We start from the raw sequence: 12,151 nt of genomic DNA, 5'->3' as shown, positions 1-12,151 counted from the left end.
GAGGGGTGCCTTGGTCGGGCGGTCACCGTGGGAGCGCACCCCGAGCCGGACGGGCACACCCGTGGTGGGATACACCGCTCCCACGGACGTGCCTCCTGTCCGAAGCACTGTGTCTTCGCCTGCCCCTCGACTCCCCGGGCAAACGCGACTTGCCCGGCTCAGTCAGTGGCTCAGTGGCTCAGCGTGGCGCCGTCGGTCGCGCCGGGCGACCGGGCGGGCGCGGGCGGAACCGGCAGCGGCCAGTCCTCGTTCGGGAGCAGCCATTCCTCGTAGCGGCCGAGTGCCAGGACGACGCCGAGCATCAGGACCGGAATGATCACAGCGAGCACCGCCATGGTCCTGTCCTTCCCCGAGGGGATCGCAGTGGAGGGCGGAGACCGGGTCTCCAGGTCGCGGGCGGACAAACCTCCTGCGCACAGGCCGGTGCCCGCGCCACTGCAAACCCCCGGTGCAAACCGTCCGTGTCGATGTTCGGGAGACGGGTACGCGAGGCTCCACCGCGAACATCTGGAGGGACACATGGAGCGAGGCAGCAACCGCCTCAGCGTCCACCGGGACGAGGGGATGAAGCACGAACTGCAGGGCCTGCTGAGGTCCGGCCGTCCGACGCGGGTGGAAGAGTGGCACGATCCGGAGCCGATCGCCGACGACGATCCGCCGGTCGCCGGCGGCCCGGTGACTCCTGGCTCGGACCGGGGCTCGGTGGCCGCCGTCCGCCTGGATCTGGCGCGCCACCTGGGACGTACGTCGTTCCCCGCGGGTCCCCGTGAGCTGAGCGGCGTCCTGCGGGCCCAGTACGCGCCGGACGCGCTCGTCGAAGCGCTGGAGCCGCTGCCGGGCGGCGCGCGCTACGCGAACGTGCAGGAACTGGCCGAGGCCGTCGTGCGCTCCGCGGAGAGCGGGGCCGAGGCGCCCGAAGAGCGCGCGCCGGACGCTTAGCCGGCCGTCCCAGGGGTACTGCGGGCGACATCAGGCCGACGTAGCCGTACCCCTTCGCCGGGGAGCGCAGGAAAGGCCCACAGCCATGGCTGTTTTCGTAAGGGAAGTCATGACGCCAGGCGTCGTCTCGGTCCGCCCGGACGCCTCGCTCGTCGAAGCCGCCCAGCTCATGCGGGCCCAGGACATCGGCGATGTCCTGGTGGCGGGCGACCACGCTCTCATCGGCGTCCTGACCGACCGCGACATCGCGCTGCGCGCGGTCGCCAACGGTGTCGATCCGCTGACGGTGAGCGCGCAGTCCGTGTGCACGCCCGATCCGGTCGTGGTGGGCCCGGACGACGGAGTGGCGGCGGCGGTCGCGCTGATGCGCGACCACGCCGTGCGCCGGCTCCCGGTCGTCGAGAACGGCCGGGCGGTCGGCATGGTCAGCCTGGGCGACCTGGCCATCTCCGAGAACCCGGACTCGGCCCTGGCGGAGATCAGCCGCGCCGCCCCGGACGGCCACCCGGGCAGGGCCCACGCGTGACCCGAACAGACCACGTGACCTGCACAAATCCCGCGACCGGAAAGGAAGTGGAAGACCCATGCGCATCGCGTTCCTGATGGCGCCGGAGGGCGTCGAGCAGATCGAACTCACCGACCCCTGGCACGCCGTACACGACGCGGGCGGCGAACCCGTGCTGCTGTCGACGAGGCCGGGGCGGATCCAGGCGTACGACCACCTCGACAAGGCGGACGTGTTCCCTGTGCAGGAGGTGGTGGGCGACGCTTCGGCCGACTCCTTCGCCGGTCTGGTGCTGCCGGGCGGCGTGGCCAATCCGGACGCGCTGCGCATGGACGAGCAGGCCGTGTCGTTCGTCCGGGACTTCTTCGAGCAGGGCCGTCCGGTCGCCGCGATCTGTCATGCCCCGTGGACGCTCATCGAGGCCGACGTGGTCCGCGGCCGCACCCTCACCTCGTGGCCGAGCCTGCGTACGGACATCCGCAACGCGGGCGGCACGTGGGTCGACGAACAGGTGGTCGTCTGCGAGGCCGGACCCGCGACACTCGTCACCAGCCGCAGACCGGACGACCTCAAGGCCTTCTCCGAGGCGTTCCTGCCGGAGTTCCTGAAACGGCGCTGACCACGGCCCGTAGAGCAGGGCCGACGCTCGTTCAGCAGGGACGGCACCCTTTCAGCGAGGCCGCCATCTCTCAGCAAGGCCGGCCGCAGGCGTCACCTGCTCGCGTCCGGATGCCGCTCCCGCGCGCCCGCCCGCGTCCGGCCCAGGGCGACCGGGCGGCGCGGGTTCCGGCGGAGATACTCGCCCTCCAGTTCCGCCATCCGGACGTTGTGCGTGCGCAGCGCGTCGTTCGAGCCGTGCAGCAGCGTGTCGTGGCGGGTGCGGTGGATCGTCTCCAGCTCTTTCATCAGCTGCTGATCGTCCAGGCTGCCCGGGTCGACTCCGGTCATGGCGCTACCCCGATCGTCGTGTCTCTCTCCACACTACGAACACCCGGGCCACAGCGCGCCCCAAAGGGGCGCGGGGAACTGCGCGACCGGCCCCATCCGACCCGCAGACAACGAACGACCCCCCAGTCGCCTAGCGAACCCGCTCCACCCGCCGCTCGTCCCACACCGGCTCCGCCGACTCCCGCACGCGCCCATCACTGCCGAACACCAGATACCGATCGAACGAACGAGCGAACCAGCGGTCGTGCGTGACCGCGAGAACCGTGCCCTGGAAGGCCTCCAGCCCCTCCTGGAGCGCCTCGGCCGACTCCAGGTCGAGGTTGTCCGTGGGCTCGTCCAGAAGCAGCGCCGTACAGCCCTCCAGCTCCAGGAGGAGGATCTGGACGCGGGCCTGCTGCCCGCCGGAGAGCCGGTCGAAGCGCTGCTCGGCCTGGGCGGTCAGCTCGTAGCGCCGCAGCCGGGACGCGGCGGCCCCGCGGTCCTGGGAGTGCTCGGACCACAGGATGTCGAGCAGCGTGCGCCCCTCCAGCTCGGGGTGGGCGTGGGTCTGCGCGAAGTGGCCCGGCACGACACGCGCGCCGAGCTTCCACTCCCCCGTGTGCGTGACGTCGCCGCCCGCGAGGAGCCGCAGGAAGTGCGACTTGCCGGAGCCGTTCGAGCCGAGCACGGCGACCCGCTCGCCGTAGAAGACCTCCAGGTCGAAGGGTTTCATCAGCCCGGTGAGTTCGAGGCCCTTGCAGGTCACGGCCCGTACCCCGGTACGGCCGCCGTGCAGGCGCATGGTGATGTCCTGCTCTCGCGGCGGCTCGGGCGGCGGTCCCGCCTCCTCGAACTTGCGGAGCCTGGTCTGCGCGGCCTGGTAGCGGGAGGCCAGCTCATGGCTGATGGAGGCCGCCTGCCGCAGGTTGAGCACCAGCTTCTTCAGCTGGGCGTGCTTCTCGTCCCAGCGCCGCCGCAGCTCCTCGAAGCGCGCGAAGCGCTCCCGGCGTGCCTCGTGGTACGTGTCGAAGCCGCCGCCGTGCACCCAGGCGTCGGCGCCGGCGGGCCCGGGCTCGACGCTCACGATCTTCTCGGCGGAGCGGGCGAGCAGCTCCCGGTCGTGGGAGACGAACAGGACCGTCTTGCGGGTCTCCCGCAGCCGCTCCTCCAGCCAGCGCTTGCCGGGGACGTCGAGGTAGTTGTCCGGCTCGTCGAGCAGCAGCACCTCGTCGGTGCCGCGCAGCAGCGCCTCCAGGACGAGCCGCTTCTGCTCACCGCCGGAGAGCGTGCGCACCTCGCGGAACTGCGCCTTGTCGTACGGGATGCCGAGCGCGGCCGTGGTGCACATGTCCCAGAGGGTCTCGGCCTCGTACCCCTGTACCTCCGCCCAGTCGGAGAGCGCCTGCGCGTAGCTCATCTGCGCGGCCTCGTCGTCGACGGTCATGATGAGGTGCTCGGCGCGGTCGACGGCCTCGGCGGCCTCGCGGATCCGCGGCTGGGCGACCGACACGAGCAGGTCCCGTACGGTCGACTCGTCCCGTACGGATCCCACGAACTGGCGCATCACGCCGAGCCCGCCGCTCACCGTGACGGTGCCGGCGTGCGGCTTCAGCTCGCCGGAGATCAGCCGCAGCAGTGTCGTCTTCCCGGCTCCGTTGGGCCCGACCAGCGCGACCGCGGCCCCTTCGCCCACCCGGAACGACACATCGCCGAGCAGCGCCCTCCCGTCGGGAAGGTAGTACTCCAGGTGCGCGGCTTCCAGATGTCCCATGGTTGGGCATTGTCCGGGGTGGGCGGGGCGCGCGGCAAACGGGTTACGTGACCGGCGGACCGAGCGGCCGACCGGAGCCGCGGTCGAAGCGGCGGACGGAGCGGCGGACCGTCGCGGCGGCCGGAGGACGGACAGGTCACACAACCTGATCTCGTCGAACCGGCATGCGCGGCAGAGCCCTGTCTGGGTACACGATGGTGCATGACCGCAGACCTGGATCTCACCGTCACCGCACCCGGCCACGCCCTGCGCGACCGGCTGCTGGCCCTCGACTTCCGTATCTTCGAGGCCGTGGCGGCCCGGCACTGGCCGGGCGCCGACCCGCTGCTGCCGAAGCTGAGCCGCAGTGCGAACCACGGCCTGCTGTGGTTCGGCACGGCGGCGGCGCTCGCGGCGACGCGTTCGCCGCGGGCCCGCCGCGCGGCCGTCCGCGGTGTCGCCTCGCTGGCCCTGGCCTCGGCCACGATCAACACCCTCGGCAAGCGCTCGGTGCGCCGCCCGCGCCCCCTGCTGGACTCGGTACCGAGGGTCCGGCAGCTGAAGCGCCAGCCGATCACCACCTCGTTCCCGTCGGGGCACTCGGCGTCGGCGGCGGCCTTCGCGACCGGTGTCGCCCTTGAGTCCCGTCCCCTGGGCGCGGTGGTGGCCCCGGTGGCCGCCGCGGTGGCCCTCTCCCGTATCTACACGGGCGCGCACTTCCCGAGCGACGTGCTCGTCGGGGCGGCGTTCGGGGTGGGCGCCGCCTTCGCCGTGCGCGGACTGGTGCCGACCCGCGACCAGCTGCCCCCGCCCGGCCGTCCGCGCGCGGACGCGCCCGCGCTGCCCGACGGCGAGGGCCTGGTCATGGTGGTCAACAAGGCGGCGGGCAGCTCGGACCGCGTCCGCGCCCTCGGCGACGCACTGCCGCGCGCCGAGCTCGTGGAGTGCGAACCGGCCGATCTGCGGGCCGAGTTGGAGAAGGCGGCGGCCCGCGCCGAGGTGCTGGGCGTCTGCGGCGGCGACGGCACCGTGAACGCCGCCGCCACGGTGGCCCTGCGCCACCGCCTCCCGCTCGCCGTGCTGCCCGGCGGCACGCTCAACCACTTCGCGCAGGACCTGGGCGTGGAGGACGTACGCGATCTGAGCCAGGCCCTGCAGGAAGGCGACGCCGTACGGGTCGACGTGGGCCTGTTCTCCGCCGACGGCACGGAGGGCTACTTCCTCAACACGTGCAGCCTCGGCGTCTATCCGGAGCTGGTGCGCGAGCGGGACCGCTGGTCGAAGCGGATCGGCGGCTGGCCGGCCGGAGTGGTCGCGACCCTGCGCGTGCTGCGCGCCGACCGGCACCCCCTGAAGGCCGAACTCGGCGGCAAGGAGCACCCGTTGTGGCTCCTGTTCGCCGGAAACGGCACGTACCACCGGATGGGTCCGGTGCCGGCCCGCCGCTACGACCTCGCGGACGGCCGCCTGGACGTCCGGGTCGTGCACGGAGGCCGCTTCCCTGCCGTACGCCTCCTCGCCGCGGCCGTCGCCGGGCCGCTCACCCGCTCCCCCGCGCACGCGGCGGTCCGCGTCGGCGCGCTCCGCGTGGAGGGCGTCGAGCCCGGCACCCTGCTGGCGTACGACGGCGAGGTCACCACCGTGGAGGGCGAGGTGACACTGCGGAAGCTCCCGGAGGCTTTGACGGTGTACCGCCCGCTCCAGCAGCGACGCTGACCACCCGCCACCCGTTTCCCGTCATCCACCATTTCCACCATCCGTCACCCAGTCCATATCTCAAGACACGGGTCTCAACATTCGACATGGCGGCGTACGGTGACACGTATCGCTCGCGGAGCAGCTCCGCAGGCCCGGTACGAGGGTTACGAGGGAATGGGGACGCCATGTCGAAGGAGACCGCCGTCTACACGCACGGCCACCACGAGTCCGTGCTGCGCTCGCACACCTGGCGCACAGCCGTGAACTCGGCGGCCTACCTCCTCCCCTCGCTGAAGCCGCACATGAAGATCCTGGACATCGGCTGCGGGCCCGGGACCATCACCGCCGACCTGGCGGAACTGGTCCCGGACGGGCACGTCACCGCCGTCGACCACGCGCCGGGCATCCTGGACCAGGCCAGGGCCACGGCGGCCGAACGGGGCCTGGGGAACGTCGAGTTCGCGGTCGCGGACGTGCACGCGCTGGAGTATCCGGACGACACCTTCTGCGTCGTCCACGCGCACCAGGTGCTGCAGCACGTGGGCGACCCGGTGCAGGCGCTGCGCGAGATGTACCGGGTCACGAAACCGGGCGGATTCGTGGCCGTCCGGGACTCGGACTACGCGGCGATGACCTGGTACCCGCTGTCACAGGGCATGGACGACTGGCTGGACCTCTACCGGCGCGTGGCCCGCGCGAACGGCGGCGAGCCGGACGCCGGGCGGCGGCTGAGATCCTGGGCGCTGACGGTCGGCTTCACCGACATCACCAGCTCGTCGAGCACCTGGTGCTACGCCACCGCCGAGGAGCGCGCCTGGTGGAGCGGCCTGTGGGCGGACCGTACGGTCGCCTCCGCGTACGCGGACCGCGCCACGGAGGGCGGCCACGCGACGGCGGAGCAGCTGAACGCGGTCTCGGAGGCATGGCGGGACTGGGGCCGGCAGGAGGACGCCTGGTTCTCCGTCCTGCACGGAGAAATTCTCTGCCGGAAACCGGCCTGATTTCCTTGATCCGGGAAACCCGGCCAGTAGGAGGTAATAAACTATGGTTCCCATCCTGCTGGTACTGCTTCTGGCGCTCATCCTTTTCGGCGCCGGCTTCGCGGTGAAAATTCTCTGGTGGATCGCACTGATAGTTATCGTGCTGTGGCTACTGGGATTCCTGGTGCGCGGCACGAGCGCGAGCGGTTCCAGGGGCCGCTGGTATCGCTGGTAGTTCCACCGGTATTTCCGTAACCACCGGTGGTTCTACTCCCTTGGCAGTAGCGGTCCGAGCGGCCCGAGGTCCAGATTCAGGTCCTCGGGCCGCAACCCGTATCGGTCGCGCAGTTCGGCCATACGGTCGTCCAGGAGCATCAGCGTGAGACCGATCCGCTCCTCCTGGTCCTCCGTGAGGTCCCCCGTGTCGAACCGGCGCAGCGCCTGCCGCTCCATCAGCTGCCGCAGCAGCTCGACCACGGTCAGCACCAGTTTGACCAGGTCCTTCTCCACGGTGTCCGGATCGAGGTCCAGCCGATTCCGCGGGGCCTTCCCGGCGGTGTCGCCGCTCAAGTCACTCAAGTCGCTCACTCCAACTCCCCCCAGGGCGAGGGGACTTGTTCGTTGACCGAGCTGATGAGCGCGTTCAGGTCGATGCGTACGAGATCGACGTCCGCGATCCGCAGCGTGAGGTCGCCGCTGATGACGACCCCGCCCGCGAGCAGCCGGTCGAGCAGGTCGACGAGAGCTATCTCCCGGCGTTCCACGACGGTCACGAGTCCTCCCCGCTGAACGAGTAGGCCGCCCACGGCCCGGTGAGTTCGACACGCAGTCCGGGAGAGTCGTCCTTCGTACGGTCCACCAGTTCCACGAACGCCTCGGATTCCGAACGCGGCACCAGATAGGCGGCGTTGAGCACGTTCCGGCCGGGCGCCTGGGAGAGTGCCGCGTTCTGCGGCGCGTGGATCCGGGTTTCCTCCGCGTACCCGGAAAGGGTTTCGTGCAGCCTGCGCGAGAATTCCTCGGCCTGTTCCCATTTCTCCTCGTGCGCCCTGCGCTGACCGCGCCGCTGCCGCAGATAGTCGCGCCCCGAAACGGGTTTGACGGGAGAGGGCGCCGGCCGGGAATCCGGATTCCCGGAGGATTCCGTGCTCCCGGAAGTTTCCGGGGATCCCGAGGGTCCAGACGGTTCCGGAGACTCCGGGGACTCCGCGTAGACCTTCACTCCCCATTCGACGCGCCCGTCGAGCCGGTCGAGCGTCCGCAGGAAGGCCTCCTCACGCTGTTCCATCATCGTGCGGACGCCGCTGTCGTCCAGGAACACGGTCGCGAGCCGGAGCGGCAGCGGCGAGGTGACGACGGTGAGCGCGTCGATCACGTTCTGGTGCGCCCGCGCGGTCGCACTGAGCCAGTCCAGGTCCTCCAGATGGGCCCGCAATGGCCCCTCGGCGAAGTCCTCCTCCGGCACATGACCCACCACGGCGACCAGGCCGTGGTGGGTCAACTGCTTGGGCGGGACACCCGCGACGCCCGTCAGCTGGGCCGACAGCGGTGTGCCGAAGGGGCGGCAGACGGCGTAGACGTAGCGCAGACCACTCATCCCTGAGCTTCCTCCTCCGTGGGTTCGCGCTCGCGCACCGGGGCGGCCTCACGACCGCGTTCCAGTTCGGCGACGTGCGCGCGCAGTTCGGCGTTCTCCCGTGAGAGTTCGTTGCGGCGCGCGTTCGAGGACAGCTCCGGGTCGGACTCCCACCAGTCGATGCCCATCTCCTTCGCCTTGTCGACGGAGCACACGATGAGCCTCAGTTTGATGGTGACCAGCTCGATGTCGAGCAGGTTGATGCGGATGTCGCCCGCGATCACGATGCCCTTGTCGAGCACCCGTTCGAGGATGTCGGCGAGGTTGGCACTGCTGCCCTGCTGGCCGTAGGCGTCGGGGAAGCGCTGGGCCGTGGTCATCGGCGGCTCCGGGGCTCGGCGGCCTCGGCCTCCTCTTCGTCCACTTCGTCCTCGGGCACTTCCTCGTCCTCGGCGTACACGTCGTGCTCGTCGTGCTCGTCGTCGTACGCCTCCTCGTCCTCCTCCTCGTACTCGCCCTCCGGAGCCTCCTCGTCCTCGGGGATCTCCTCGTCCTCGTCGAGTTCGTCGGTCTCGTCGGCCGCCTCGGTCTCGTCGGCGGCTTCCGTCTCCTCGCCGTCGTCGAGCTCGTCGGACGCCTCGGTGTCCTCGGCCTCCTCCTCTTCCTCCGCGAGCGCGTCCTCGTGGGTGACGACCACTTCGCCGTCGCGGATCTCGCCGCGCCAGCTGTCGCTCGCCTCGCCCTTGAGCGTGATGAAGCGGGCGAAGTTCTTGAGGTCGAGCCGGACCCTGCGGCCCTGGGCGCGCCAGATGTTGCCGGTCTTCTCGAACAGGCCCTTGGGGTAGTACTCGACGATCAGCAGGACCCGGGTGAGGTTCTCGGCGAGGGAGTGGAAGGAGACGACACCCTTCGTCGTGCCCTTGGCGCCCTCGGACGTCCAGGAGATGCGGTCGTCGGGCACCTGGTCGGTGGTCTTCGCCTTCCAGCTCCGGTTGGACCAGAAGATCTTCATCTGCCAGTCGGAGGTGGTGTCGTCGCCGCGGTTCGCGCTCTTGACGCCCTTCGCGAAGGTGCTGAAGTCCTGGAACTGGGTCCACTGGTCGTAGGCCGTACGCAGCGGCACGCCGACGTCGACGTACTCGAGGATGACCGTGGGCTTCTTGCCCGCGCCGCCCTTGCGCTTGCCCTTGCCGCCGGTCAGGTTCTTGAACGCGCCGACGACGCTGTCCTTGGCCCGGCCCGCGCCGAGTTCCACGGCGGACCTCAGCGGCCCCTTGCCCTCGGCCAGCTTGCGGCCACCGTCGAGGGCCAGCTTGGCGAAGCCCGGGCTGTTGCCCTCGGCGATGTCGTTGAGCTTGCCCGTCGTCGCACCGAGCTTGTGCCCGACGCCGACCAGCAGCTTCTGCGCCTGGGCGCCCAGATACGCCTGGACCTCCGCCTTGAGCCGGTCGGCCGCCGCGCTCTGGGCGACCGAGGTGACCGGGTTGTCCTTCGCGTGCTTGGTCGCGTGCTTGGTCGCGGATCCGAGGGTGTCAGTCATTGTCTCCGCCTCCCCTCGGCAGCCGGCCCCGCGAGGCGCTGCGCCCGGCGGTCTTCGCCGCGGCCGTCTTCTTCGCGGGAGCCTTCTTCGCGGCCCTGGCCGCCGTCTTCCTGGCCGGGGCCTCCTTGCGGGGGCTCCGCTTCTCGGCGGCCTTCTTGGCGGGCGCCTTCTTCGCGGCCTTCTTGGCCGGGGCCCTCTTACGCGGCCGTGGCCGTTCCTCGTCCTCGGCGCTCTCGGCGTCTTCGGCGGACTCCCGCTCCGCGACGTCGTCGTCCTCGGAGTCCGAGACGTCCGGGTCGCGTTCGTCGTACTCGTCGGAGTCCTCGTACTCGTACTCGTCCTCGGGCTCGTCCTCCCGGTCGCCGCGCGCCTTGCCGCCGACGCCGGGCACATCCGGAACCACGCCCGAGAGCTGGTCCCGTACCTGTGCGGTGCGTCCGTGCAGCCGGTCGGCGAGACCCTCGATCTGCCGCTCGACGAGAGCTCCGGAGGCGGCCTTGCCCACGCCTCGCAGGTCTTCGCGCAGTTGGTCCCCGATCTCCTTGAACTGCGGGTTGTTCTGCAGCTGCCCGGACACCAGGTCCGCGAGCGCCCGCGGGCTCAGGTGCATCCGTTTGCCGGCCACCATCGTGCCGATCGCGAACGCGAGTTTCATCTTCTTGGTACGCCCGAGGACGTATCCGGCCCCTACAGCGAGGCCCAGTCCCAGTCGATTCATCGTGTCGTCCCGTTGTTGCCTGTTCCGGTGCCCCTGGTCATGGCGATCTCCAGCCTGTCCAGAAGCTCGTCTTCCAGTCGGTCGAACTCCGCGTCGTCGATCTCGCCGGCCTCAAGGCGCTGCTCGAGGCGAGCCAGTTCGGCGCGGACCGCCGCCGGGTCGTAGTACTGGCGCTCTGCCTCCGCCACTACCTGTTGCATGGCCCAGAGGCTGCCGCGAACGGGGGCGAACGGCAGCATCAGGACCTCTCCGATCAGCCCCATGTCCTCGGCTCCTCTGTCTCGGCTCTCTGGGCTCTCAGTGGTGTGTCTCGGCGGGCTCGGACGGCCCGGGTTCGACGAAGCTGTAGGGCGGCAGCGGCCCATGGAGCCGCACCTCCAGATGCGGTTGCGCCTTGCGGACCTCTTCGACCGCGGCGATGAAGTCCTCGGCCGACGCGCGCTCCACGAGGAACGACAGGTTGGCCAGCCACCCGGTGGACTCCGGTCCGACGCTCACCGCGGCGGCAACCGGTTCCAGGGCGCGCTGAAGTTCGGCGGCGTCCTCCACCTCGCGGTGCTGCACGGCGGCGACCACCACCTCGCCGAGCCGCAGCTTGTCGTCGTAACTTCCGCCGCCCGCCTGCCGGTTGGCCTCGGTGAGCGACCGGACCTCCGGGTTCTCGGACATCACCCGGTGCAGTACGGCCTCTTCGTCGTGGGTGGCCTTGACGTTGTACTCGACCTTGCCCGACAGCGCCTCCAGGCGCTCCTTGAAGTGGTCGGCGCGCTCGGCGAGCACGCTGGCCACGGCCTCGTCGTCCGGTGAGACGCTGCCGAACCGCATGGGCAGCACCGAGGCGGCCGCGCCGGTCTCGGCCAGCACGTTCTGGTGGGCGAGCAGGTCCCTGCGCTTGGGCCGCAGCCCTTCGGGCGCGTCGCTGACGACCGCGGCGAGGTCGCCCTCCTTGATGATGCGCACCTGCCGGGCCGGCTCGCCGACGCCTTCCATGCCGTCGGGGAGCGAGGGATGCGATCCGGTCGTGATGCCGTAGACGTACGTACTCACTCCTGCTCCTCCTTCCGGCGTGCCGCGGTGGACTTGCGGGCGCGCGGCCTGGACTCGGCCTGGCCGTCCTCGCGGGCCTCCTTGAAGGCACCGGAGATCGTCTCGGCGGCGCCGGACAGCGCCCCCTTCGACTTGCCTCGCGCGCCGGACTCGGTGATCTCGCCGACCAGGTCGGGGAGTCCGGGGCTGCTCTTGGATCCGGCCTCCAGGTCGAGCCGGTTGCACGCCTCCGCGAAGCGCAGATACGTGTCGACGCTGGCGATGACGACACGCACGTCGATCTTCAGGATCTCGATACCGATGACGGAGACCCGGATGAAGGCGTCGATGACGATCCCTCGGTCCAGGACGAGTTCCAGGACGTCGTAGAGGCCGCTGCTGCCGCCTCCACCGCCACTCTGTTGTGCCGGGACAACGGTCATGCCGACCGCGCCTCCTTGTCTGTTGTCGGGTGTGTGAGCGAAGCGGGAG

18 protein-coding genes are annotated in these 12,151 nt (G+C 70.6%); 6 read left to right on the top strand and 12 right to left on the bottom strand.

Translation table 11 applies throughout. The features are described from left to right. Nucleotides 1-170: 170 nt before the first annotated feature. Entirely contained in the window at nucleotides 171-335 is a 165-nt protein-coding gene (locus tag ACN20J_RS39915) for a hypothetical protein (protein WP_189841045.1), read from the bottom strand. 184 nt (nucleotides 336-519) lie between these two features. Here ACN20J_RS39915 and ACN20J_RS39910 point away from each other — a divergent pair, with 184 nt between their 5' ends. From ACN20J_RS39910 to ACN20J_RS39900, 3 genes are all read left to right on the top strand, one after another. Beyond that, entirely contained in the window at nucleotides 520-939 is a 420-nt protein-coding gene (locus ACN20J_RS39910; RefSeq protein WP_419667800.1) for a DUF2795 domain-containing protein, read from the top strand. A gap of 85 nt (nucleotides 940-1,024) precedes the next feature. After that, on the top strand, nucleotides 1,025-1,465 hold the full coding sequence (locus tag ACN20J_RS39905; RefSeq protein ID WP_189840933.1) for a CBS domain-containing protein: 441 nt from the start codon (nucleotides 1,025-1,027) through the stop codon (nucleotides 1,463-1,465). A gap of 58 nt (nucleotides 1,466-1,523) precedes the next feature. Continuing rightward, nucleotides 1,524-2,063, top strand: coding sequence for a type 1 glutamine amidotransferase domain-containing protein (locus tag ACN20J_RS39900; RefSeq protein WP_419667799.1), 540 nt, complete (start codon nucleotides 1,524-1,526; stop codon nucleotides 2,061-2,063). A 92-nt stretch (nucleotides 2,064-2,155) separates the two neighbouring features. Here ACN20J_RS39900 and ACN20J_RS39895 read toward each other — a convergent pair whose 3' ends face one another. Together ACN20J_RS39895 and ACN20J_RS39890 are read right to left on the bottom strand one after the other, a co-directional pair. Continuing rightward, a complete protein-coding gene (locus ACN20J_RS39895) occupies nucleotides 2,156-2,392 on the bottom strand; it encodes a DUF6158 family protein (RefSeq protein WP_189840931.1) in 237 nt (78 codons plus the stop codon). Nucleotides 2,393-2,522: 130 nt separating this feature from the next. After that, entirely contained in the window at nucleotides 2,523-4,142 is a 1,620-nt protein-coding gene (locus ACN20J_RS39890) for an ABC-F family ATP-binding cassette domain-containing protein (RefSeq protein ID WP_419667798.1), read from the bottom strand. Between the two features lie 201 nt (nucleotides 4,143-4,343). Between ACN20J_RS39890 and ACN20J_RS39885 the strand changes: the two genes are divergently transcribed. From ACN20J_RS39885 to ACN20J_RS39875, 3 genes are all read left to right on the top strand, one after another. Continuing rightward, nucleotides 4,344-5,837, top strand: a complete 1,494-nt coding sequence (locus ACN20J_RS39885) for a bifunctional phosphatase PAP2/diacylglycerol kinase family protein (protein ID WP_419667797.1) — start codon at nucleotides 4,344-4,346, stop codon at nucleotides 5,835-5,837. Nucleotides 5,838-6,004: 167 nt separating this feature from the next. After that, nucleotides 6,005-6,820, top strand: a complete 816-nt coding sequence (locus ACN20J_RS39880; RefSeq protein ID WP_419667796.1) for a class I SAM-dependent methyltransferase — start codon at nucleotides 6,005-6,007, stop codon at nucleotides 6,818-6,820. Between the two features lie 43 nt (nucleotides 6,821-6,863). Beyond that, nucleotides 6,864-7,034 (top strand): hydrophobic protein, encoded by a 171-nt coding sequence (locus ACN20J_RS39875; protein ID WP_189840928.1) that lies wholly within the window; start codon nucleotides 6,864-6,866, stop codon nucleotides 7,032-7,034. A gap of 32 nt (nucleotides 7,035-7,066) precedes the next feature. Here ACN20J_RS39875 and ACN20J_RS39870 read toward each other — a convergent pair whose 3' ends face one another. Genes ACN20J_RS39870 through ACN20J_RS39830 form a run of 9 tightly spaced genes read right to left on the bottom strand, consistent with a single transcriptional unit; the run spans nucleotide 7,067 to nucleotide 12,102 of the window. Then, entirely contained in the window at nucleotides 7,067-7,378 is a 312-nt protein-coding gene (locus tag ACN20J_RS39870; protein ID WP_246574959.1) for a gas vesicle protein K, read from the bottom strand. Nucleotides 7,379-7,383: 5 nt separating this feature from the next. Further along, the gene (locus ACN20J_RS39865; protein ID WP_055615377.1) at nucleotides 7,384-7,572 is read right to left on the bottom strand and encodes a gas vesicle protein; all 189 of its coding nucleotides are present in this window, start codon (nucleotides 7,570-7,572) and stop codon (nucleotides 7,384-7,386) included. Further along, the gene (locus ACN20J_RS39860; protein WP_190227189.1) at nucleotides 7,569-8,396 is read right to left on the bottom strand and encodes a GvpL/GvpF family gas vesicle protein; all 828 of its coding nucleotides are present in this window, start codon (nucleotides 8,394-8,396) and stop codon (nucleotides 7,569-7,571) included. The genes ACN20J_RS39865 and ACN20J_RS39860 overlap by 4 nt, the downstream gene beginning before the upstream one ends. Continuing rightward, on the bottom strand, nucleotides 8,393-8,755 hold the full coding sequence (locus ACN20J_RS39855) for a gas vesicle protein (RefSeq protein WP_189840926.1): 363 nt from the start codon (nucleotides 8,753-8,755) through the stop codon (nucleotides 8,393-8,395). Before ACN20J_RS39855 ends, ACN20J_RS39860 begins: the two co-directional genes overlap by 4 nt. Then, nucleotides 8,752-9,915 carry an SRPBCC family protein gene (locus tag ACN20J_RS39850; RefSeq protein WP_362298045.1) on the bottom strand — a complete coding sequence of 388 codons (1,164 nt, stop codon included), beginning with the start codon at nucleotides 9,913-9,915 and terminating at the stop codon, nucleotides 8,752-8,754. Before ACN20J_RS39850 ends, ACN20J_RS39855 begins: the two co-directional genes overlap by 4 nt. Further along, the gene (locus tag ACN20J_RS39845; protein WP_419667795.1) at nucleotides 9,908-10,633 is read right to left on the bottom strand and encodes a DNA primase; all 726 of its coding nucleotides are present in this window, start codon (nucleotides 10,631-10,633) and stop codon (nucleotides 9,908-9,910) included. The genes ACN20J_RS39850 and ACN20J_RS39845 overlap by 8 nt, the downstream gene beginning before the upstream one ends. Then, nucleotides 10,630-10,896: a gas vesicle protein GvpG gene (locus ACN20J_RS39840; RefSeq protein ID WP_055615382.1), complete on the bottom strand. Its 267-nt coding sequence runs from the start codon at nucleotides 10,894-10,896 to the stop codon at nucleotides 10,630-10,632. The genes ACN20J_RS39845 and ACN20J_RS39840 overlap by 4 nt, the downstream gene beginning before the upstream one ends. A gap of 34 nt (nucleotides 10,897-10,930) precedes the next feature. Then, a complete protein-coding gene (locus tag ACN20J_RS39835; protein WP_190227186.1) occupies nucleotides 10,931-11,680 on the bottom strand; it encodes a GvpL/GvpF family gas vesicle protein in 750 nt (249 codons plus the stop codon). After that, nucleotides 11,677-12,102, bottom strand: a complete 426-nt coding sequence (locus ACN20J_RS39830; protein WP_189840922.1) for a gas vesicle structural protein GvpA — start codon at nucleotides 12,100-12,102, stop codon at nucleotides 11,677-11,679. The genes ACN20J_RS39835 and ACN20J_RS39830 overlap by 4 nt, the downstream gene beginning before the upstream one ends. Between the last annotated feature and the right edge of the window lie 49 nt (nucleotides 12,103-12,151).

It is taken from the genome of Streptomyces sp. 2-1, assembly GCF_048564895.1.
Classification (GTDB): domain Bacteria; phylum Actinomycetota; class Actinomycetes; order Streptomycetales; family Streptomycetaceae; genus Streptomyces; species Streptomyces phaeochromogenes.
The sequence above is the reverse complement of the archived record's forward strand: the minus strand, read 5'-3'. Positions and strand labels throughout refer to the sequence as shown.